Genomic DNA, 21,623 nt, shown 5'->3' on the forward strand with positions numbered 1-21,623 from the left:
GGCCGGGGGCCGCCGCCCGCGGTCGGGATGTCAGCCCAGCGTGACCCGGTCCAGGTTGGGGCCGCCGCCCGCGGTCGTGGCCGTGAGGCGGATCGTGTTGGCCCCTGCCTGGAGGTCTACCGTGACCGTGCCGTCGGCCCAGGTGTCCCAGTTCGTGGTGGCGGGGAACGACCGGGTGGTCACCGCCGTGCCGTTCACCGCGACCTCCATCGGCCGGTCCACCGCGGTCCCGTTGGCGTACCGGATCGTCAGGGGCGTGGCGCCCGCGGCGGCGGCGTTGACGGCGAACTCGACGTAGGAGCCCACGAGGTTGTCGTAGTTGACGAAGCCGGTCCCGGTGAAGCCCGTGTGGTTGGACTCGGCCACGCCCTGCGAGATCGTCGCGCTCTCCGCCTGGTACTCGGTGCCGGGCGAGGTGGCGGCCGAGACGTCGATGTAGTCCGCGTTCGGGCCGCCGTTCGCGGTGGTGGCCGTCGCGCGGATGGTGTTGGCCCCGGCGGTCAGCGGCAGTGTGAACGTGGCCGTCGCCCAGGTGTCCCAGTCACCGGTGCCGGGGAAGTCGCGGGTCAGCGTGGTGCCGTTGGCGGTGATGGTCATCGGGCGGTTGACCGTCGTGCCGTTGGAGTATCTGAGGGTGACGTTGGCATTGCCCCCCGCGGTGGCGTCGACGGTGTACTCGACGTAGGAGCCGACGACGTTGTCGTAGTTGACGAAGCCGGTGCCGGAGTAGCCCGCGTGGTTGGACTCGACGACGCCCTGCGAGATCGTCGCGTTCTCCGCCTCGTAGTGGGGGGTCACGGTGGTGGGCCGGGCGCGGATGAGGCGGGTCTCGCCGGGACGCAGGGTGGCGCTGTAGGAGGAGGCGACGGTGCCTTCGGAGCCGCCGGACCACAGGTTCGTCACCTCGGCCGGGCCAGTGAAGCCCACTTGCGACCAGGTGACGCTGACCGTGGAGTTGCCGGACGTTCCGGTGTTGTAGAGGGCCACGATGTAGTCGCCGTTCGACTCCCGTTTACGCCAGACCTGGTTGACACCACTGTTCACAACCCGGCCGGCCGCGACGCCGTCCTGGTCGACGGCGATGAGCCGGTCGTTGGTCAGCATGGCCAGGTCGGTCGAGGTGAGCGCGGTCAGGTCGGTGCCGAGCAGCAGCGGGCTGGAGATCATGGCCCAGTGCGTCATGTGCGAACGCCGCTGGTCGGCGGTGAGACCGACCTGGTCGCCGTTGCCGACCTCCAGGGAGTCGTAGTCGTTCCAGCCGCCGGGAGCGGCGTACTGCTGCCAGCTGGCGGCCGAGGTGAACCGGCTGGAGACGTGCGACCAGTCGGTGAGGGGGTACCCGCTCCCGTTCGAGCCGGGACCGCAGTAGCACTCGACGTCGCCCTGGGTACGCCAGCTGTTGGCCAGCCGCTTCCAGGTGGTGGCCTGGGCGATGGGCAGGTTGTTGGACAGCGCGAAGTTGATCGGCCGGCCGGTCTGGCGCAGCGCCTTGTCCCAGGCTTCGACGTCGGCGACCGTCGTCGCGTCCACGCCGTCGATCTTCAGGTAGTCGACGCCCCACGAGGCCATCTGGTTCGCCCAGGAGTTGATGAACAGCTGCGCGCCGGGGTGGGAGTAGTTCAGCCGGTACATGTTCTTGCAGTTGTAGTTCTTGTGCGTCTGGGAGGTGTCGGCGATGTCCTGCGCGTGGTACGAGGTGCCCTCGACGGGCTTGTTGGCGGTGACGGCGTTCTTGGCGATGCCGGGCGTGACGTAGAAGCCGAACTTCAGCCCCTTGGCGTGCACGTAGTCGGCCAGCGCCTTGATCCCGCCGGGGAACTTGGCGGTGTCGACAGCCCACCGCCCGAAGCCGTCGACCTGGAAGCCGTTGGAGTCGCACTTCTGGTAGAAGTCGTCGAGGTTGACGTAGACATAGCCGTGCGCGGCCAGGCCGCTGCTGACCAGCGCGTCGGCCTGGGCCTTCATCTTGGTCTCGTCGGGCCAGCGCCGCACGAAGCTCCAGCTGCTCCACCCCAGTGCTGGTCTGATCGACAGACCATTATCCGAGGCGGCGGCAGGCAGAATATTCATGAAAAAACCCGCTAAAAGCACCGCAACCGCGCAGATCGCTTTCCCTCTCACGGGGATTTCTCCTTTTTCTGTACGGCCAGCCCGGTGAGCGCCAAACGCTGTGCCGGGCCGGGGTCTGTCCAGGGGAACGCTCCTCCGGTGGAGCTGGCGCGCCGCCGCTACGTGCGCCTTCTTGACCATGGCTTCCGTTGGTGCCGGCCGCCGTGCGGGCGGTGCGCGTCCGCACGGCGGCCGGGGTTCAACCGATCGTGATCCGATCGAGGTTGGGACCGCCGCCGGCCGTGGTGGCGGTGGCACGGATGGTGTTGGCGCCCGCGTTCAGCGGCACCGTGATCGACTTGGTCACCCAGGTGTCCCAATTCGTCGTCGGGTCGAAGGCGAGCTCGTCCGAGGCGAGGGTGCCGTTGACCGTGATGTCCATCGGGCGGTTGGCCGTGGTGCCGTTGGAGGCGCGGAGGGTCAGCGTGGCGTTTCCGGCCGTCTCGGCGTTCACCGTGAACTCGACGTACGAGCCCACGAGGTTGTCGTAGTTGACGAAGCCGGTGCCGGTGAAGCCCGTGTGGTTGGACTCCGCCACACCCTGGGAGATCGTGGCGTCCTCGGCCTGGTAGTCGGTGGTGGTTCCGCCGCCGCCCGGTGTCACGTCCACGTCGATGTAGTCGATGTTCGGGTTACCGTTGGCCGTGGTCGCGGTGGCCCGGATCGTGTTGGCCCCGGCGTTGACCGGGGCCGTGAATGTGTCGGTGGCCCAGGTGTCCCATGTGCCGGTGCTCGCGTAGTCACGGGTGGCGAACACCGTCGTGCCGTTGACCGCGATCGCCGACGGCCGGTTGGTGGTGGTGCCGTTGGAGTACCGGAGCTTGATCGTCGCGGTGCCCGCGGCGGCCGCGGTGATGGACCACTGCAGATAGGACCCGGCGGCGTTGTCGCCGTTGACGTAACCCGTGCCGCTGTAACCGGTGTGGGAGTTCTCGAAGATCCCCTGCGAGATCGTCGCGTCCTCCGCCTCGTAGCGGCCCGGCGGAGGTGTCGTGCCGCCGCCGGCCGCGTACTGGCCGCCGACCCACGCCTCGTCCACCCGCCAGCGGGAGACGCCGTGGTGGCCGGTCTTGGTGAGCCTGACGTAGCGGGCGGTGGTGGCGGTCAGGTCGATGAACTGCACGCCGCGCGCGTTCGGCACGGTGCCGGTCTTGACCGCGCTCCCCCAGCTCGACCCGTCGTTGCTGACGTACACCTGGTAGCCGGAGACGCGGGCCGACCCGGACGACGGATAGACGGTCGAGTCCTCCCGCTGGTTGAACGCCAGATACTGGATCCGCTTGGCCGAGCCCAGGTCGAACGTCAAGGAAGCGGGCTCTGCGGCGTTGCTGTCCCAGTAGGTGAGGTAGTCGCCGTCACCCGCGGCCGAAGCGCCGTGGCCGCTGGTGGAGGAGCTCGCCGACAGCGAGACCCCGCTGTAGATGCCCTCACGACCGCTGGAGATCACCTTGAAGACCGTGTCGTACTGATCCCAGGAGGAGATGCCGCTCAGCGTCAGCGTCCCGTTGGCCTGCGTGAACGTCACCGGCGAGCCGGTACGCAGGTTCGTCACCGAGCTGATCCGGTAGCCGTTGTCGCGCACGGACAGCGTGCTGCCGGACGGCGGCGTGACGACGTGGATGTAGTGCCGGTTGGGATCGGTCTTGGAGATCGTCGTCACGCCGTGGGCGCCGTTGTTCCAGAAGCCCGGTTTGAGCCCGCCGAACATGTAGCCGCCGCCCTCGGTGCCGCCGAGCGACTCCCAGATCTCCTCCAGATAGGTGTTGGCGAAGTTGTTGAAGCTCACCTGCTGGGCGGGGAACTTGCCGTTGACCATCGCGGTCTCGGCCATCAGCGCCTTCACCGACGATCCGGCGTTGGTGATGAGCCGGCCCAGCGTGAGCTTGCGGTCCACCGCCTCGTCCGACCCGCCGTACCACCAGGGGCCGCCGGTCGGCAGCTTGAAGTCGGCCTCGATCAGCCTCGGCAGCGCCGTGTAGACCGCCTGCGGGTAGTCGTAGGAGGGCGACATGCCGGTCTTCTGCTCATTGCTGATCATGTCCATGATCGGCGTGTCTTCGTTGTTGTTCGAGATCGTCATGTCCGGGCGCTGCTGGTAGATCTTGGCGTAGAGGTTGTTGCTCTCCCAGTAGGCGTTGTCATTGTCGATCCAGAACCCGGCCAGCTTCGGATAGCGCTGCATCTGCTCGAAGAACTGCAGGTAGCTGAACTCCCCGAACCCGTCACGGGTGGTCAGGTCCACGTTGTGGCCGACGTAGCTGGAGAAGGCCGAGGAGTTGAGCCAGTCGCCGGAGCTGAGCCCCTCGTTGTGCCACTGCGGGTCGTCGGTCATGTAGTTGATGACCTTCAGCCCCTGCGCGTCGGCGGCGTCGATCAGCTCGCCCAGGAAGTCCCGCGTGGTGCGGCACGAACCGGGGATCGACGACGGGTACGGCCGGGCGTAGCCGAGCCTGCTGTGGAAGGTGGCCAGGACGATGTACTGGGCGTGCAGCTTCTTGGCCTCGTTGACCCAGTAGGAGGCACTCCAGCCGCCGTTGGTCACATCGGCCTCCCAGCCGCTGCAGCTGGTGTGCTGCGGCGAGGTGCGCTCGCCCCAGTGCAGGAAGAGGCCGGCGATCGAGTTGCGCAGGAACGCCTGGCGCGGGTGTTGCAGGTCGGCCCGGGCGGGCAGTGCGGTGAGCAGGCCGAGCAGGAGGGCGAGTACGGCGAAGACCGCCGTACGCGACACACGGGACATATGCGTGCTCCTAGGGTCCGGTGATGTCGAGGTAGTCGAGGTTCGGGCAGCCGTTGGCGGTGGTGGCGGTGAGCCTGACCGTGTTCGCGCCCGCGACCAGGTTGGCGTTGACGGTCTTGCTCGCCCAGGTGGTCCAGGCGCCGGTGCCCGCGAAGCTCAGGCCCGAGGCGACGACGGTGCCGTTGACCGTGACGTCCATGGGCCGGTTCGCGGAGGTGCCGTTGGCGTAGCGGATGGTGAGGGTCGCGGGGCCCGCGGTGCCCTGCTGGAACCCCCACTGGGTGTACGCGCCCGCCACGTTGTCGGAGTTGACGAAGCCGGTGCCGGAGTACCCGGCGTGGTTGGACTCGACCACGCCCTGCGAGATCGTCGCGTTCTCCGCCTCCAGGCGGGTCGCGGTGACCTGCACCTGCTTGTAGGCCCGCATGTTGGTGAGCAGCATGTAGCAGTTCTGCAGCGAGCCCGAGGTGTCGCCGAGCGAGCGGTAGATGCCCCACTTGGGGCGGACCCGGTCGCCCAGGAACGTGTCGCCGGTCTTGGTGGCGTCGACCAGCGTGGTGCTCCCGTCGCGCAGCACCCAGCGGACCGAGCCCGCGCTGCCGTCGCCGATCTTGATCTCGTACTCGGCGTCGATCCACTTGTCCTGCAGCGGCTCCAGGTCGGTCCGTCCGACCGTGATGTCCGGCTCGAAGATCTTGTGTTCGATGGTCTGCACCCCGTTCACCCGGCGCAGCGAGGTGACCGTGATGGGCAGGCTGCCGCTGCCGGGCATCTTGGTCTGGCTGATGTGGGTGAAGGTGGTGGTGGCCTTCAGCGAGCTCGGGATGAACATCGAGTACGTGACCCGCCACGTCTCGCCCTTCAGCCACTGCAGGTAGCCGCTGGGGTTGCGGGTGCCGGTCACCTCCTGACGCTGCCGGTCGGTCATCGTGTCGCGGTCGACCGTGTGCATGTTGAAGCGGAAGTTGTTGCCTTCGGCGAAGATGTGCGGCTGGCCGGCGGAGTGGGAGTCGGCGCGGTCGTCCTCGATCGTCTCGAACGCGCCGAGCCCGACCGAGGACGCCTCCGGCGCCCACATGAGCTGCCAGGCGAGCGCCGCCGCGGCCGGGCGGGCGGGCAGGTACGGGGTGAGGAGCGCGGCGCCTACGAGGGTCCCCAGCTGGCGTCGGGTGATGTCCATGGCTTCCTATCCGATGGTGATCTTGTCGAGGTTGGGGCCCCCGTTGGCCGTCGTGGCGGTCGTCCTGATCGTGTTGGCCCCCGCCGCGAGCTGGACGGTGAGCGTGGCGGTCTGCCAGGTGTCCCAGTTCCCGGTGCCGGCGAAGTCGCGGTTCACGGCCGTGCCGCCGTTGACCGCGATGGCCATCGGCCGGTTGACCGTGGTGCCGTTGGCGTAGCGGATCGTCAGCGTCGCGGCGCCCGCCTGCGCGGCGGTCACGGCGAACTCGACGTACGAACCGGTGACGTTGTCGAGGTTGACGAAGCCGGTGCCGGTGAAGCCGGTGTGGTTGGACTCCACGACGCCCTGGGAGATCGTGGCGTCCTCGGCCTGGTAGTCGGTGCCGCCCCCCGAGGCGGCCGCCACGTCGATGTAGTCGATGTTCGGGTTGCCGTTGGCCGTGGTCGCGGTGGCCCGCAGCGTGTTGGCCCCGGCGTTGACCGGCACGGTGAAGGTGTCGGTGGCCCAGGTGTCCCACGTGCCGGTGCTCGCGTAGTCACGGGTGGCGAACACTGTCGTGCCGTTGACCGCGATCGCCGACGGCCGGTTGGTCGTCGTCCCGTTGGAGTACCGGAGCTTGATCGTCGCCGAGCCGGCCACCGCCGCCTCGAAGGCCCACTCGATGAAGGCCCCCGCCGCGTTGTCGCCGTTGACGTAACCCGTGCCGCTGTAACCGGTGTGGGAGTTCTCGAAGATCCCCTGCGAGATCGTCGCGTCCTCCGCCTCGTACCGGCCCGGCGGCGGCGGTGTGCTCGCGCCCGGCAGGCCCCAGGCGGCGCCCGGCGTGGCGATCGGCACCGGCGCGATGACCAGGTCGGGGACCGCGCCCGCGTAGAGGAGCACCTCACGGTTCTTGGGCAGGGTGATGCCCAGGACACCGCCACCCAGATCCGAGACCGTGGCGGGAGCGCCGTCGTCGAGCACGGCGGTGACCGTGCCGGTCAGGCCGTGGTCGAGCTTGAGCGGCTCACCCGCCAGGCTCCTGACCCGGACGAAGCGGGTCGTGCCCGCCTGCCGTACGGCGGAGACGAGGAAGGCGCCCTGCGTACGGAAGTCGTGCAGCGTGACGTCGGGCCACGAGCCCGGGATGGCGGGGAAGACGCGGACGACGCCGCCCCAGCTCTGGCAGAGCAGGTCGTGGATCGACTGCGAGGCCGACAGCGGCGTCTCGATGACCGGTCCGGCCTCGGTGTAGTGGGTGTTGGCCCGGCACGGATAGGACGTCGAGGGGTCGAAGAACTTCATCAGGTAGGACAGCGCCGTGTCGCCCCGCCGCATCATGGCGTACATGGAGGCGGCGCCGGTGTAGCTGTAGCCCCGGTGCGCGCCGGTCAGGGCGTGCCAGCGGACGATCGACTTCTCGATCAGCGAGCGGTTGCCCGTCTGATCCCAGTTGACCAGGTAGAGGGGATAAATCATCAGAAGGTGGGAGTAGTGGCGGTGGGACTGCGCGTACGGCGTGCTGCCGCCGATCATGTAGCCGTTCGTGTCCGTCGGGTACGACACGAGCGTGCTCAGCACCTGCTGCCACTTGGTCTTCAGCGCGTCGTCGATGCCCAGGCGGGCCGCCGAGTCGAGCAGCGTCTGACAGCCCCACCTGATCAGGGCCAGGTCGTAGTTGGTGTCCTGCGGCGGGACGGTCGGGTACTCGGGCGACAGCGTGCTCGGCAGGTGCAGCTTGCCGTCACTGCCACTGGCCAGGAAGTGCAGGTAGTAGTTGATCGCCCGGCGCAGCAGCGGGAACAGCGTGTCCCTCAGCAGCGCGTCGTCCATCGTGTGCCGGTAGGACAGCCACACGTTGTGCAGCGCCCACGTCAGGTCGCCGACCTCGGCGCCGCTGCCCGGCGTGCCGACGCTGCGGTTGGCGAACATGTCGGAGCTGCGGCCCACGCCCGAGGAGTCGCTCCGGTACGCGCTGCCCACATTGGCGGTCAGCTGCGGCCGGTTCTGGTCGAGCGTGCTGGTGACCGAGTCGAGCTCCAGGTGGTTGGAGCCGTGGATGAGCCAGTACTCCAGCTGCACGTTGAGGTTCCACCACACGCCGGGCCACGGGGTGGGCTCCAGCCACGGGCCGGTCGTCGCCATCACCGGCGCGCCGGCGCGGGTGGCGGAGGCCACCTTGTAGAGCTGGATCCAGTGGAAGCTCTGCAGCCGCTGGTCCGGGAAGGAGACGAAGCTCTTGCGGTAGAAGGCGTGCCACCAGGTCCGGTGCGCCGCCCGCAGCGCGTCGTAGGTGCCCGCGTTCTGGATCCGGCCGAGCGAGGTCGTCTCGGCCGCGGTGCCGGACGGGAAGCTGTGGGCGACCGACAGCAGCAGGAGGTTGCCGCTCTGCCGGTAGGCGGTGGCGGTCTGCCCTCCCCCGGCCAGCCCTTGAAGCACCTGCTTGACGTCGCCGGTGGTCTTGGTCGTGTAGGCGGGGTTGTGGGTGTAGCCGGACGGCGGGTCCTCCGACGCCTGCCTGGGACTGTCGGCCACCTCCGGGTGGAAGGTCCACCGCACCTGCTCACCGCCCGTGACCGAGGCGCTGGCCACGAACGTCTCGTCATGGATGAACGCGGTGAACGTGATCTTCCCCGACGAGGTGGTGACGGTGCCGGTCAGCTCGGCGTCCCACAGGCTCAGCCGCCAGTCGACGGCGGTGATGGTGCCGACGGGGTCGAGCGTGAGATGGCCCACGGGCAGCCGGCAGGTGCCGAACCCGCTGCCGAACTCCGGCCGGTGGTCCTGGACCCGCCCGTGCTGGGTGGTGAAGCGGATCTTGTTGGCGTCCGGCTCCTTGTAGATCATGCTGCCGAGCAGGCCGTCGCCCAGGAACGGGCCCTCGTGCCAGAGCGTGGGCAGCTTGGCCCACAGCAGGTCCTGCTCCCGCAGGAACGCGGCCCACTGGGCGTCCGAGGTCATCCGGACGTCGAGCGTCCAGGGCGCCGCCGACGCCTCGGCATGGGCGGGGACGGCGGTAGTGCCGGTCAGCGCGGCCGCGGCCAGGGTGCCGAAGGCACCGCCCAGCACCACCCGGCGCGTCGGCTTGCTCTCACTGTCGTCGGGTTCCATCACGCGAGGTTCTCCAGCTGCTCAGGGGGGTGACAGGCGGCCGCGCCGAAGCGCGGCCGCCTGGTGAGGGGGCGTGCGTCACTGGATGTTGGAGCGCCTGATCACGTCGGCGCTACCGTCGCCGTTGTTGTCGGAGTTGGTGGAGCCGAACCAGATGGCGCTGGCGTTCGGCACCTTCTCCACCGCGCGGAGCCGGCCGTAGGTGCTGTTGAAGTAGGAGTTGACCGTCGAGACGTTCTCGCCGTTGAGCACGATCCGCCACAGCCGCTGGCCGCGCAGCGCCGCCATGAACACCGTGTTGTTCACGATGGCGATGCCGCTGGGCGAGGCCTCGGAGACGCTCCACGTGTACTTGGGGTTGGTCATGCCGGTGGTGCTGCAGGTGCCCTCGCAGGTGGGCCAGCCGTAGTTCTTGCCCGGCTGGATCAGGTTGAGCTCATCCCTGGAGGAGTTGCCCAGCTCCGACTCCCACAGCCGCCCGGCCGAGTCCCACGCCAGGCCCTGCGGGTTGCGGTGGCCGTAGCTGTAGACGCGGGTGTTGAACGGGTTGCCGGGAGCGGCCGCGCCCGTCTTGGTGATGCGCAGGATCTTGCCGTTGAGCGAGTCGAGGTCGGGCGCGTTACTGCTGCTCTGCGCGTCACCGGTGGTGACGTACAGGTAGCCGTCGGGGCCGAACCTGATGCGGCCGCCGTTGTGGTAGCGGTTCTTGTCGATCATGCCCTGCAGGATCGCGGTGTAGCCGCTGAGCGTGGTGCCGTTGAAGTTCATCTTCGCGACCCGGTTGCCTTCGGAGGCGGTGTGCATGAAGAACACCTCCTGGTCGGTCGTGCCGTTCCAGGTGGGCGAGAAGTCCAGGCCCATCAGGCCGCCCTCGCCGTCGGTGGTCACCACGTTGGGCACGGTGCCGACCTGCGTCTTGGTGCCGGACGGGGTGATCTTGAAGACCTTGAACGAGTCCCGCTCGGTGACCAGCGCGTACGAGCCGTCGGGCGCCCAGGAGATGTCCCACGGGATGTCCCAGCCACCGGCGATCGTGGTCGGCGTCTGCGGCACGGTGCCGCAGCTACCGGTCGTGAACGACGCGGACGCCGCGCTCGGGGTGGACAGCTGGTTGGCACTGTCACGGGCGACGACGTCGAGGGTGTAGGTGTGCGCGCACTCCAGCGGCACGCTGGCGCTGGTCGCGGGCGGCGTGCCGGTGACCGTCTGCAGCACGGTGCCGTTGGCGTGGTCGCGGATCAGGTAGGCGCGGACGCCGTTGTCATCGGTCGAGGCGGCCCAGGTCGCGGTGGCCGAGGTGGGCTGCACGCCGGTCACGGTGGGCTGGCCGGGCTGCGACGGCGGGTTGTCCGCGGGCGCGGGCAGCGTGCGGCAGTTCGCCTCCGGGCTGCTCAGCGACACGTTCCCGGACGCGTCGCGGGCGAACACCGAGATCTGGTACGCGAAGTCGGAGTTCAGCCCCGTCACCGTGTACGGCGGCGCGGGCGCGGTGGCGATCTGGGTGCCCTGGTGGAAGATGTCGTAGGCCACGACGCCGACGTTGTCGGTCGAGGTCGGCCAGTCCAGCCGGATGCTGTTGTAGGTGATGTCGCTGCACACCGGCTGACCCGGGGCGGTCGGCTTCTCGGTGTCGCCGGGGCCGCTGACGCGCAGCCGGTCCAGGTTCGGGCCGCCGTTGGCGGTGGTCCCGGTGGCTCTGATCGTGTTGTTGCCGGCGTTCAGCGTGGCGTTGACGCTGATCTCCTGCCACGTGGTCCACACGCCGGTGCTGGGGAAGGACTGGCTGGCCGCGACGGTCGTACCGTTGACCGTGACGCTCATCGGCCGGTCCACGGTGGTGCCGTTGGCGAAGCGGAAGGTCAGGGTCTGCGGCCCGGCGGTCGCGGCGCTCACCGCGAACTCGACGTAGGAGCCGGCCACGTTGTCGTAGTTCACGAAACCGGAGCCGGTGTAGCCGGCGTGGTTGGACTCGACGACGCCCTGCGAGATCGTGCCGTTCTCCGCCTGGTAATCGGTGAAGTTCGAGCCCGAGGCGACCTCGGCCTCCAGGTAGTCCCAGTTCGGGTTGCCGCCCGCGGTGGTGGCGGTGGCCTTGATCGTGTTGGTGCCGGCGACGACCGGCGCGGTCAGCGTGACCGTCGCCCAGGTGTCCCAGTTCGTGGTGGCGTTGAACGCCCGCGCCGCGGCGACGACGGTGCCGTTGACGGCGATGTCGCTCGGCCGGTTGGCGCTGGTGCCGTTGGCATAGCGGAAGGCCAGCGTGGCGGTGCCCGCGCTGGGCGCGTTGATGGTCCATTCGACCGAGGATCCGGCGACGTTGTCACCGTTGACGAAGCCGGTGCCGGAGTATCCGGTGTGGTTCGACTCCACGACACCTTGCGAGATCGTGGCGCTCTCCGCCTCGTATCGAGTGGGCGCCGCGACGGCCGGAGGGGCCACGACCGTCAGCGCCCCGGCGAAGAGCGCGAGGACACCGGCGAGGACGCGGTACCTGCGTAAGTTCATTCGATCACTCCTGCGGGGGGTGGTATCTCGGCGAGAGATTGGAGCTTTTCATCGTGTTCCCACAAATAGTCACAACCGTCAACAGATTCTAGATCTTGGAACGCTCCAATCTTTAGGAAACTTTCCTAACCCCACTTATGGTCATCCGGAGAAGAGGTCGGATGTCCTGACGCCTGGACACGGAGAGAGCCGGGATGTTTGGCTATGCGGCAGGCGAAAGGTTGGATCTGTCTCTCGACGCACTCGATGGCGCGCCAGGCATTTCACCGCACTCAGGACAGCCGAGAGACATCACAGGTCAGAAGATCACAGGTGAGACCTAGGATGTCTCACCTGTGACGCTCACCAGCGTGAGGAGAGTCCCTTGCCCCTCAGAATCCGACATCGAGCGGTGGCCGTGGTGGCCCTCGGTGCCCTGCTGATCCAGCCCGTGCCCGCGGCCGTCGCCGCGGCCACGCTCCACGAAGCCGAGAACGCCACCATCTCGCAAGGCGTCGTGGAATCCAACCACGCCGGGTTCACCGGCACCGGTTTCGTCAACTACGACAACGTGAGCGGCTCGTCGGTCGAATGGGCGACCGACTCACCGCAGGCGCGCCAGGTGCGGCTGATCCTGCGGTACGCCAATGGCACCACGGTCGACCGGCCGATGAACATCACCCTCAACGGCACGACCATCGCGACCGGCCTGTCCTTCCCCGGCACCGGGGCGTGGACCACCTGGCAGACGGTGACCGTACAGGCCTCGCTGGTCGCCGGAACGAACACCGTGCGGGCCACCGCGACGACCGCGAACGGCGGCCCGAACGTCGACTCGCTCACCGTCGACGACGGCACCACGGGCGGCGGGACCGACTGGTCCAAGGCCGTCGTCGACTCCACGATGGCCCGCTTCACCCCCAGCTCGCTGGGGGGCTGGAGCTACCCGCAGGGCTTATACCTGTGGGGGCAGTATCTCGTCTGGCAGCGCACCGGTGACGCCCGCTACCTGCAGTACATCAAGGACTGGGCCGACCGCTTCGTCGACAGTTCGGGCAACATCTCCAACAGTTTCGGCAACCTGGACAGCATGCAGGCGGGCAATGTCCTGCTGGCCCTGTTCAAGGAGACGGGCCAGGCCCGCTACCGCACTGCCGCCACCAAGATCCGGACCCGGCTGAACACCTACCCGCGCACCTCCGACGGCGGCTGGTGGCACTCCACCTCCGACTCGCGCCAGGGCCAGCTCTGGGGCGACGGCGTCTACATGGCCGATCCGTTCCTCGCCCGCTACGGCGCCTGGGTCGCGGGCGACACCTTCACCAGCACCGAGCCCGCCAAGCAGATCGAGGTCTACCACAGCCACCTGCGCCGCACCTCGGGCACGGCCGCCGGGCTGCTCTACCACGCCTACGACGAGCCCGGCGGCCTGACCGCCTCCTGGGTGAAGCCGTCCCTGGGCAACACGAACGGGATCTCGTGGTGCCGGGCCATGGGCTGGTTCGGCATGGCCACGATCGACATCCTCGACCTCATCCCCGCCGACCACCCGCGCCGGGCCGCGCTGATCAACATCATCCGCGACCTGGTGCCCGCCTACGCCCGCTGGCAGGACCCGGCGACCGGACGGTGGTTCCAGGTGGTCACCGAGACGACGAACTCCGCCAACTGGACCGAGACGTCCTGCTCGGCGATGTACACGTACACGATCTCAAAGGCGGTCGAGCGCGGGTATGTGGACGCTTCCTACCGCGCCAACGCCGACCGAGGCTACCAGGGGGTGCTGAACAAGATCTCACTCGGCCAGGACGGGCGGACGAACCTCGCGGATGTCAGCGAGGGCACCAACGCCAGCGACTCACTCAGCTACTACTTCAACCGGGGGCGGCCGGTGAACGACTTCCACGGCCTGGGCGCCTTCTTGATCATGAACGAGCAGATGATGCGCGTCGGCCCCGGCAGCTGACCCGCACGGCTCCCCTGGGACCGGTGCGCCCGCGTCGGTCCCAGGAAGTCGAGTCGTGATCAAAATGTTCCTGCTACTCGGAGATCATCCCCCATATCCGACTTACGCTACGACGGACGGCGCACGGGGATGGGGATGGGGGATCGCATGGCGACATTGATGACGCGGATGGCCGCTGCCTTGAAGGGCGAGGTCCGGGCCGACGAGCTCGAGGCGTACCGGCGGGCAGGCGGGATCGTGTACACCGAGCTGGAGCAGGCCGAAAGCCTCCGGAGCCGGTTGGCCCTGGAGGGGGTGAACTTGTGGCACGGCCCGCAGGGAGCCGCCGGGCAGTTGCTGTGCGTGTGGAACGCGTTCGTCCTCCAGGCCATCGGCGAGCACCTGCTCGACGCCGACTACGCCGCCGACCCCCGCACCTCCGGATTCGTGCCGCCGGTGACCGCCCAGCAGGTGGGCGCGTGCTTCGCGCAGGTCGAAGGCTGGGTATCGCGGGCGCGGCAAGCGGCGGGCAATCCCGGCTACCTGGTGGAGCAGGAATTACTCCTCCCGGCCGACCTGCCCGAGTGGGCCGAGGCCGACCCGTGTCCGCTGCCGCACCTGCACGGCATGCTCGCCGCCTCCCGCGCGATCCGTCAGCACGCCGAGGTCGCGCTCGGCGTCTTCGAGAAGACGGTCGCCGACGCCGACCGGCACACGGACGCCTTGCGCCGGCTCAGGCAGCTCGTCGCCGAAGCCGCGACCGCCGCCGACTACGCCGAGGGACTGCTGGACACCGACCCGAACCCGCGGATGCACGAGGCGATCGAGCAGCGGCTGCAGCGGGCGCTGGAGATCTACTACCACCTCGGCCAGCTGACCGCGATGCCGCAGCTCATCGCCGACTACAAAGGGGTGGACGCGAGACGGGCCGTGCCTCCCGTCGCGACGCCGCCGGTGAACCCCCGCGGTTTCGATCCCTGGTGCCTGACCGACCCGCAGAAGCGCGGCGTTTGGCAGGCGGATCCCCGTGCCCGGCAAGCGATCAAGGAGATGTGGGAGTACGACCCCGACGCGGCCCACACCCTGCGCATCCAGGCCGAGATCGACGCCGCCTTCGCCAGTGGCGCCATCACCTACGCCACCGACGCCGGGGGCAAGCCGTACGGCAGCTACTACTGCTGCCCGTGGGCGGCCATCTACCTGGTCCGGCGGCCGATCGTCATCGGTGGTACCCGGCTTCGTACGATGCAGCAGTTCACGTACGAGGTGTCGGCCGAGGACGTACCGAAGGGCGGCCGGTTCAAACGCGAGATCATCGTGTCCAACTTCAGGCCCACGGACGAGGTCGACTACTGCGACCCCGACGGCCTGCACGGAGACTGAGCAGCCTGGTCTGAAGCTCCATCGCCACTCGCCGAGTGCCGAGCATGCCGGATGATCGGATCCAGCACGCTCGGGCACCCGGCGAGGTGGTGGCTGGTGGCGGTGGCTAGTGGCCCATCACCGGCCTTACCCCGGCGCTCGGGATCGGCAGATGCTCGCGGATGAGCAGCCAGCTCGCGGCCAGCACCCACAGCGCGGTGAGCACCCCGGGTACGAACGCCACCAACGCGCCGCCGGGCGCCAGCGGACCGCCGGTGATCGCGACCGTGAACGCGCCCAGGACGCTGACCACGGCGACGACGATGGCGCACCAGGCCATCCACTGCGGGAATACGTGCGTGCGCATGATGGCGGCGGCCGAGGCCGCGAACGGCACGGCCAGCGCGATCCCCATGATGGCGTCCATCACGGTCAGCGAGATATACGGCCCCGCGGCGATGGCCAGCAGCGGCCGATGCGTGGTGACCGCGTAGGTCATCCCGGCGAACACGGATATGCCGATGAATCCGGTGGCGGCGAGGACTATGTACCCCGCGAGCACCATCGCGGGCGCGTCACTGGTCTCGTCAGAACGGCGGAAGGCAGTGGCCAGCGCCACGCCGAACCACAGGAACAGCGCGGTCGCGATGGCGTACAGCAGTGCCGCCGCCAGAACCTGGGCCCGGCGCTCGACCAGATACCCCGAGATCGTCATCGCGGATTCCGTGATCTGCGGCGCGTTCCCCATCACCAGGCGCCCGATGATCGCGACCACTATGGCTACGACGCCTGCCACTCCACCCCAGCGGAGTTCATGACTTTCTTTCATCGAAGTCACCTCCCACCTGCCATTATTCGGCGCTTTCGGTGAGTCTGGCAGGGCCAAAGGTCCCAACCTCGCGGGGCTGTCAAAGCCCGAAAGGGCATGGCCGGGTCGCCCCAACCCGGGGGCACCGTCCTGCCGAGCCCGGCACCATGGGCCACTGGAACCGCGCAGCCCGTTGCCGTGTTTGTCGGTGTCGGCGCGTACGTTCACCCCGAAACCACGTTCGAGATGGTGATGACCATGACCACGATCGACGAGCAGGCCGCCGTCCTCGCCCTCGCCAAAGCCACCCACGACCGGCCCTGGTTCCTCACCGCCCGGGTCATCCTCGACACCGGCAGCGCCCTGGAGGTGCTCGACGGCGGCTGCGCGAGCCGGGACACGGACGACCGGGCGCACGCCGCCACCGTCGCGGCACGGGTCCGGCCCGGCGACCTGACCTGGGCGCGCGGTCTCGTCACGACCATGCGCGGCAACGGCGTCCACCTCGTCACCGTGCTTGACGACGCCTACCCCGGCAACCTGATGTGGGCCTACGACCGGCAGCCGTTCCTGTGGATCTGCGGCGGCATCCTCCCCACCGATCACCGAGCCGTCGCCGTGGTCGGCGAGGACGACGCCACCCACGCGACGGCCGCGGCCCGCGCCCTGGCCCAGGCCGGCATCACCGTCGTCGCGCCCCTGCGCTCGGCCCTGGACGCGGCCGTCCACCAGGCCGCGCTCGACGCCGGCGGCCGCACCCTCGCCGTCCTGGCAGGCGGCATCACCAAGCCGTCGACCGTAGGCGAGTACGCCAGTGTGGCCGAGCGGATAGCCGGCTGCGGCGCGCTCGTCTCCGCGTTCTGGCCCGACGCCGCCCCAAGCGATCGGACCGCCACGCTCGCACGCGTCGTGACCTGCGGATTGGCAGACAGCTTGTACGTCATTGACGGAGCCGACGGCGGAGCGTCCGCCGGGCACGTCGAGCAGGCGCTGCACACCGGCAAATACGTCTTCCTGTCCCAGCGGCTTCACCAGGAACAACTGTGGGCCGCGCGGGCGGGCCTCCGGGGAGGCATGACTGCCGTCCAGGACATTGACGAGCTGACCAAGCAGGCGGTCAATCTCGTAGACATGACCCCTCGCACGAACACCTGTTGATCATGGGTGACGCCGAGGCGTTCACCCGCGAATTCCTGCCGCTGTTTCGCCCCGTTCCACCGACGCGGCCAGGCGTGTGCCGGATCTGCCACTCCGGCCCGAACAACGCCGGCCACACCGGCGAACCCTGGGCCACCTGCGCGAGCTGCAAGCGCACCACGATGAACTTGTACGGCCACACCCCGCACGTGGTGCCGATCTCGCTGACGACCAGGAACACGCAACTCTACGACGTTCTCGTCCGGGAGAGAGACCTCAACGGTGCCGGCGGGCGGCGCGGGCGGGGCGACTTCCTGGCCGCGACGGTGGCCCACTTCTACCACCGGCATGTCCGATGCCTGGAAGGGCTGGCGGGTGGGCCGTTCACGCTGGTGGCCACGATCCCGAGCAACGACCCCGAGTTACCTGCCCGGCCCTTGCACATCATGTGGGAGGTCGTGGAGAAGGTGGGCGCGCTGGCTCCATTGTGGCGACCTCCGATCCTGCTGGAGGCCGACACCACGTTCGCGCCGGTGCTCGCCGACCGTCGCTCCCACCGGGACGCCTTCCGGATCCTCTGGCCAGGCTGGGTGAGCGGGGCGCGCGTCCTGCTGGTGGACGACTTGTTCGTGTCCGGCGCGCATGTGCAGAGCGCGGCGTCCGCACTGATCGAGTCCGGGGCGGCGGCGGTGGTGGCGCTCGTGATCGCACGGTTGATCAACCCGGCGTCGAGAAGCCCGCACAGCGCCGGCATCTGGCAGGAGGCGTGCGAACGACCCTTCAGCTTCGCCCACTGCTGTGTCTGCGACCCAGCCCGCGGAACTGGCGCTTGACTCAAAGCGCCAGCCGTCGGCGAGCTGTTCGTCAACTCCAGAACCCGCCGACCGGCGACGGGGTGTATGTCACCACCAAGACTTTGTTCCACGCGAAGGCGTACTTGTTGAAGGTGGCCTCGTCCGGGATCCAGCGGAACGCACCCGCCCAGGAGTCATAGATGTAGACGGCGTTCGTCCCGTCTTTCCTGACCAGGTAAGCGTTGCTCCAAGTGCGGACTCCTCCGAAGCAACTCGACACGGTGTCGCGGGGCCACACGCTGATGCCGTCCCAAGTGTTCCAGAGCTGGAAGTAGACGGTTTCGTTCGGCACGGCGTACGCGGCGGGGCCCGGGCCCACGAGGTACACCCTCTTGGTCGTATCGCCGCTCAGCTGGAATCGCTGTCCCGACTGCGGGCAGGCGAATACCCCGGCCTTTCCGGCCGACGCGGCGTTCGACACCCCGGCTGTCCCTAAGGACAGGAGCAGCGCCAGCGTGGATACCAGGACGGTGCGGACTAACCTCCGGTTTTCGGACATGGATCCTCCTTGTGAACGACTGCGATCCGAGCTCGGTGCCAGTCTCGACGCGAGATGACCGGTAAACCAGGGCATCCGGCGGGCATTTTGCAGACATATAGCGAAAAACTGCTCACCGCCCAGTTATCTTCCTGCCAACGACTCCAGGATTTCTGACCAGTTATGACCGAATTCTGCTTGACATAGGGGTGGACAATCTCAATCTATGCGGAAAGTGCAGAGAAATTTTTCTCAAGATCGAAATACGGAGGCGGAATGAAATCAAGCGGAACGATGCTCACCACGGTCCTCAGCCTCTTATGTCTGACCTTCTTGGTAGTGCCCGCGCAGGCGGCGGCAGGGCTGTCGGTGTGGACGATGGACGCGGCCGACCGGCCCTTCACCTCGTCCCCGGTGGGATCCACCCAGTCCATCGCGCTGTACGCGGCCCGCGGGGAGTTCGAGGCCGCCCAGATCCTGGCCCGGTCCACCTCCGCGCAGAGCGGCGTATCGGTCAGTGTGAGCCCGCTGACCGGCCCGGGAAGCCAGTTGGTGCCGACGGTTCGGCTGGAATACAACCATCCGACGATCCAGAAGATCGGCGCCACGCGCCAAGATCCGCCGGACGGCGGTTCCGCCTACTACGACGCCCTGGTGGAGAACGCCACGCAAAGCCCGGCGGCGAACACGACGCTGGCCTGGTTCTACCAGGTGTTCGTACCCGCGGGTCAGGCACCCGGCGTCTACACCGGCAACGCCGTGGTCCAGAGCGCGTCCGGCAATGTCACCGTGCCCGTGAGCCTGCGCGTCTACGACGTCACCGTCCCGCCGGCCAACGAGTCGACCTTCAAGATGAACAACTGGTTCACCTCCGCCGGCTGGGACTACGCGGGCACGATCGACGCGATTCCGGACCAGTACGGCGTCAAGATGTTCGACGAGGACTGGTGGACGGTCATCAAGAACTTCGCGGCCAACCACGCCAAGCACCGCAACAACGTGATCTACGCCGACTTCCAGGCGCTGCTCATTCCCCGGTCGACCGTGGACGCGGCCGGAAACTTCACCTTCAACTGGGATGACTTCGACCGGTTCGTGAAGCTGTTCGAGACCGCGGGCGCGCTGCAGTACATCTACACCCCGACCCTGATAGAGGGAGGAAACCAGCTGGAGATGCTGGTCCCCGCCGACGGGGTGAAAGGCGCGCTCAAGCGGGTCCTGGTGCCCTACGGCGACGCGAAGGCCGGCGCCTACCTGGACAAGGTGCTACCGGCGCTCAAAGCGCACCTGGATCTCCTGAAGTGGACCGACAAGTTCTACATGAGCGCGGTGGACGAGCCGCGCTTCGACTCCGACTGGTACAAAGCCGCCAACTGGCTGTACGGCAAGTACCGCCAGTACTTCCCCACCCCCCGCACCAACGAGGCGCACAACGAGCTCTACCCCGCCACCGAACCGTCGCTGACCACGCTGACGCCGGCCACGTTCCTCTACCAACCCAACATCGCGCACTACCAGTCCCAGCGGCTGGCCGGGAAGGACTTGTGGCTCTACACCGCCAACATCCCGGAGAGCGACTACATGAACCGCTTCATCAGCCACCACCTGGCCGAGACGCGGCTCCTGCCGTGGCTGGTGTGGAAGATCGGCGGCACCGGATACCTGCACTGGGGCTGGAACTACTGGTGGGATTTCAACAGGCCGGGTCAGCACATCGATACCTTCAAAGACTCCCAGAGCGGCGACGGATGGCTGGTACGGCCCGACAAAAACGCCCTCAACGTCTACGACAGCCTGCGCAGCGAGGCCCAGACGGACGGCCTGGAGGACTTCGAGCTGCTCAACCAGCTCGCCAAGACCAAGCCCGTGGCCGCCCAGGCCATCGCCAACAGCCTGATCCTGGACGCCACGCACTACGAGCGCTCGGGCACCGAGGTGGAGCAGCGGCACAAGCAGATCCTGGACGAGCTCTCCGCCGACTCCCCGGACCTCGCCTTCCCGTACAACGACGACTTCGGCACCGCCGGCCAGCACTGGCGCACCACCAGGGGCTCATGGTCGGTCAGCGGGCAGGAGTACGTCCAGGCCAGCACCGCCGCCGACTGGGGAGTGACCTCCGTCCTGGAGGGCCGGGCCTATCGGGACGTGGCCGCCGGCGTCGACCTCAAGATCACGGGTGTGTCGCCCGACGGCGGCAGCGCCAACTGGGCCGGACTCATGGTTCGCAGCCTCAACGGCTCGGACATGGACACCGGCTACCTCATCGCCCAGCGCGACAACGGCAAGGTGTTCGTCTACCGCAACGGAACCCGCCTGGCCGAGGCCGACGCCCCCGGCTACGCGGCGGGCCAGTGGAATCGCCTCCGGGTCGTGGCCAAGGGCAACACGCTGAAGGTCTACAGCGGCACCCGCCAGGCCCCGGTGCTGACGGTGACCGACGCGGCCTTCCCTGTCGGCAACGTCGCCCTCGTCACCGGCGGCGCCGCCGCCCGCTTCGACAACGTGCACATCAATCCCATGACCAACACCGCCGAGGGCGCCGGCATCACCGCCTCCAGTTCGTACGAGGCCGACGGCTGGGGAGCGGGCTCGGCCGTGGACGGCCGCCGTTCCTCGGTCACCGGAGCCCTCGGCTGGAGCAGTTCCGACAGCAAGAACGCCGACCACACCGAGTGGGTCCAGGCCGATCTCGGCTCGGCGCGCCCGGTGAGCCGGGTGGACCTGTACCCGCGCGATGACGGCGCCAACGCCGGCTCGGGCTTCCCCAAGGACTTCACCATCGACGTCTCAGCGGACGGCTCGACCTGGACCAACGTCGCCACCGTGACCGGCTACGCCAAGCCGGGCGCCGGAGCGCGGACCTTCCCGTTCGCCCCGGTCAGCGCCCGCTACATCAAGGTCACCGGCACCAAGTTGGGCACCGACCAGTTCGGCGAATACCACATGCAGTTCGCCGAGATCGAGGCCGCCGGAGGCAACCTGGCCGCCGGCCGTACGGTCACCTCCTCCAGCTCGGTGGAGTATCCGGCCGAGAGCTGGCTGCGCGTCAACGCCACCGACGGGGTGCGCCACTCCAACCTCTGGTACTCCATGGGCTGGAGCAGCCTGATCGGGACGACAGAACACCCCGAATGGCTGCAGGTCGACCTCGGCGGCCCCACCCGGGTGGGGCAGGTGACCCTCTACGCCAGGAACGACGGCGCGAACACGGGCGACGGCTTCCCCTCCCGCTTCACCGTCGAGATCTCCCCCGACGGCTCGGCCTGGACCACCGTCACGACTCAGAACGGCTACCCACGGCCCGGCGCCGATGGCCAGACCTTCACCTTCGATCCGGTCACCACCAGATATGTGCGCGTCACCGGGACGGGCAAGGTGATGCAATTCGCGGAGATCGAAGCGGGCCAGGCCCGGTAACGTGCGGCCACCTGACTGGTGA

12 protein-coding genes are annotated in these 21,623 nt (G+C 68.3%); 5 read left to right on the forward strand and 7 right to left on the reverse strand.

The annotated features are described in order from the left end of the window. Window positions 1-30 precede the first annotated feature (30 nt). The 5 genes from ACQP2T_RS33920 to ACQP2T_RS33940 all read right to left on the reverse strand — a co-directional run bounded on the left by ACQP2T_RS33920 (window position 31) and on the right by ACQP2T_RS33940 (window position 11,621). Window positions 31-2,070, reverse strand: a complete 2,040-nt coding sequence (locus ACQP2T_RS33920; RefSeq protein WP_433508960.1) for a carbohydrate-binding protein — start codon at window positions 2,068-2,070, stop codon at window positions 31-33. Window positions 2,071-2,308: 238 nt separating this feature from the next. Beyond that, entirely contained in the window at window positions 2,309-4,846 is a 2,538-nt protein-coding gene (locus ACQP2T_RS33925; RefSeq protein ID WP_433508961.1) for a carbohydrate-binding protein, read from the reverse strand. Between the two features lie 10 nt (window positions 4,847-4,856). After that, entirely contained in the window at window positions 4,857-6,026 is a 1,170-nt protein-coding gene (locus ACQP2T_RS33930; RefSeq protein ID WP_433508962.1) for a carbohydrate-binding protein, read from the reverse strand. Window positions 6,027-6,032: 6 nt separating this feature from the next. After that, complete coding sequence (locus tag ACQP2T_RS33935) at window positions 6,033-9,116, reverse strand: glycosyl hydrolase family 95 catalytic domain-containing protein (protein ID WP_433508963.1); 3,084 nt, start codon at window positions 9,114-9,116, stop codon at window positions 6,033-6,035. Window positions 9,117-9,194: 78 nt separating this feature from the next. Continuing rightward, window positions 9,195-11,621: a PQQ-dependent sugar dehydrogenase gene (locus tag ACQP2T_RS33940; RefSeq protein ID WP_433508964.1), complete on the reverse strand. Its 2,427-nt coding sequence runs from the start codon at window positions 11,619-11,621 to the stop codon at window positions 9,195-9,197. Between the two features lie 364 nt (window positions 11,622-11,985). On the opposite strand from ACQP2T_RS33940, the gene ACQP2T_RS33945 reads away from it, so the two are divergent. Beyond that, window positions 11,986-13,566 carry a glycoside hydrolase family 88 protein gene (locus ACQP2T_RS33945; protein ID WP_433508965.1) on the forward strand — a complete coding sequence of 527 codons (1,581 nt, stop codon included), beginning with the start codon at window positions 11,986-11,988 and terminating at the stop codon, window positions 13,564-13,566. A 147-nt stretch (window positions 13,567-13,713) separates the two neighbouring features. Continuing rightward, window positions 13,714-14,928 (forward strand): hypothetical protein, encoded by a 1,215-nt coding sequence (locus ACQP2T_RS33950; RefSeq protein ID WP_433508966.1) that lies wholly within the window; start codon window positions 13,714-13,716, stop codon window positions 14,926-14,928. A gap of 106 nt (window positions 14,929-15,034) precedes the next feature. Here ACQP2T_RS33950 and ACQP2T_RS33955 read toward each other — a convergent pair whose 3' ends face one another. Beyond that, on the reverse strand, window positions 15,035-15,736 hold the full coding sequence (locus ACQP2T_RS33955) for a hypothetical protein (protein ID WP_357953315.1): 702 nt from the start codon (window positions 15,734-15,736) through the stop codon (window positions 15,035-15,037). Window positions 15,737-15,973: 237 nt separating this feature from the next. Here ACQP2T_RS33955 and ACQP2T_RS33960 point away from each other — a divergent pair, with 237 nt between their 5' ends. Together ACQP2T_RS33960 and ACQP2T_RS33965 are read left to right on the forward strand one after the other, a co-directional pair. After that, a complete protein-coding gene (locus ACQP2T_RS33960; protein WP_433508967.1) occupies window positions 15,974-16,873 on the forward strand; it encodes a DNA-processing protein DprA in 900 nt (299 codons plus the stop codon). Then, window positions 16,870-17,685 carry a hypothetical protein gene (locus ACQP2T_RS33965; protein ID WP_433508968.1) on the forward strand — a complete coding sequence of 272 codons (816 nt, stop codon included), beginning with the start codon at window positions 16,870-16,872 and terminating at the stop codon, window positions 17,683-17,685. Before ACQP2T_RS33960 ends, ACQP2T_RS33965 begins: the two co-directional genes overlap by 4 nt. Before the next feature lie 31 nt (window positions 17,686-17,716). Here ACQP2T_RS33965 and ACQP2T_RS33970 read toward each other — a convergent pair whose 3' ends face one another. After that, window positions 17,717-18,205: a hypothetical protein gene (locus ACQP2T_RS33970; protein WP_433508969.1), complete on the reverse strand. Its 489-nt coding sequence runs from the start codon at window positions 18,203-18,205 to the stop codon at window positions 17,717-17,719. A 318-nt stretch (window positions 18,206-18,523) separates the two neighbouring features. On the opposite strand from ACQP2T_RS33970, the gene ACQP2T_RS33975 reads away from it, so the two are divergent. Further along, window positions 18,524-21,601, forward strand: coding sequence for a discoidin domain-containing protein (locus tag ACQP2T_RS33975; RefSeq protein WP_433508970.1), 3,078 nt, complete (start codon window positions 18,524-18,526; stop codon window positions 21,599-21,601). Window positions 21,602-21,623: the final 22 nt, after the last annotated feature.

The organism is Nonomuraea sp. CA-143628, assembly GCF_050942315.1.
In the GTDB taxonomy this organism is placed as follows: domain Bacteria; phylum Actinomycetota; class Actinomycetes; order Streptosporangiales; family Streptosporangiaceae; genus Nonomuraea.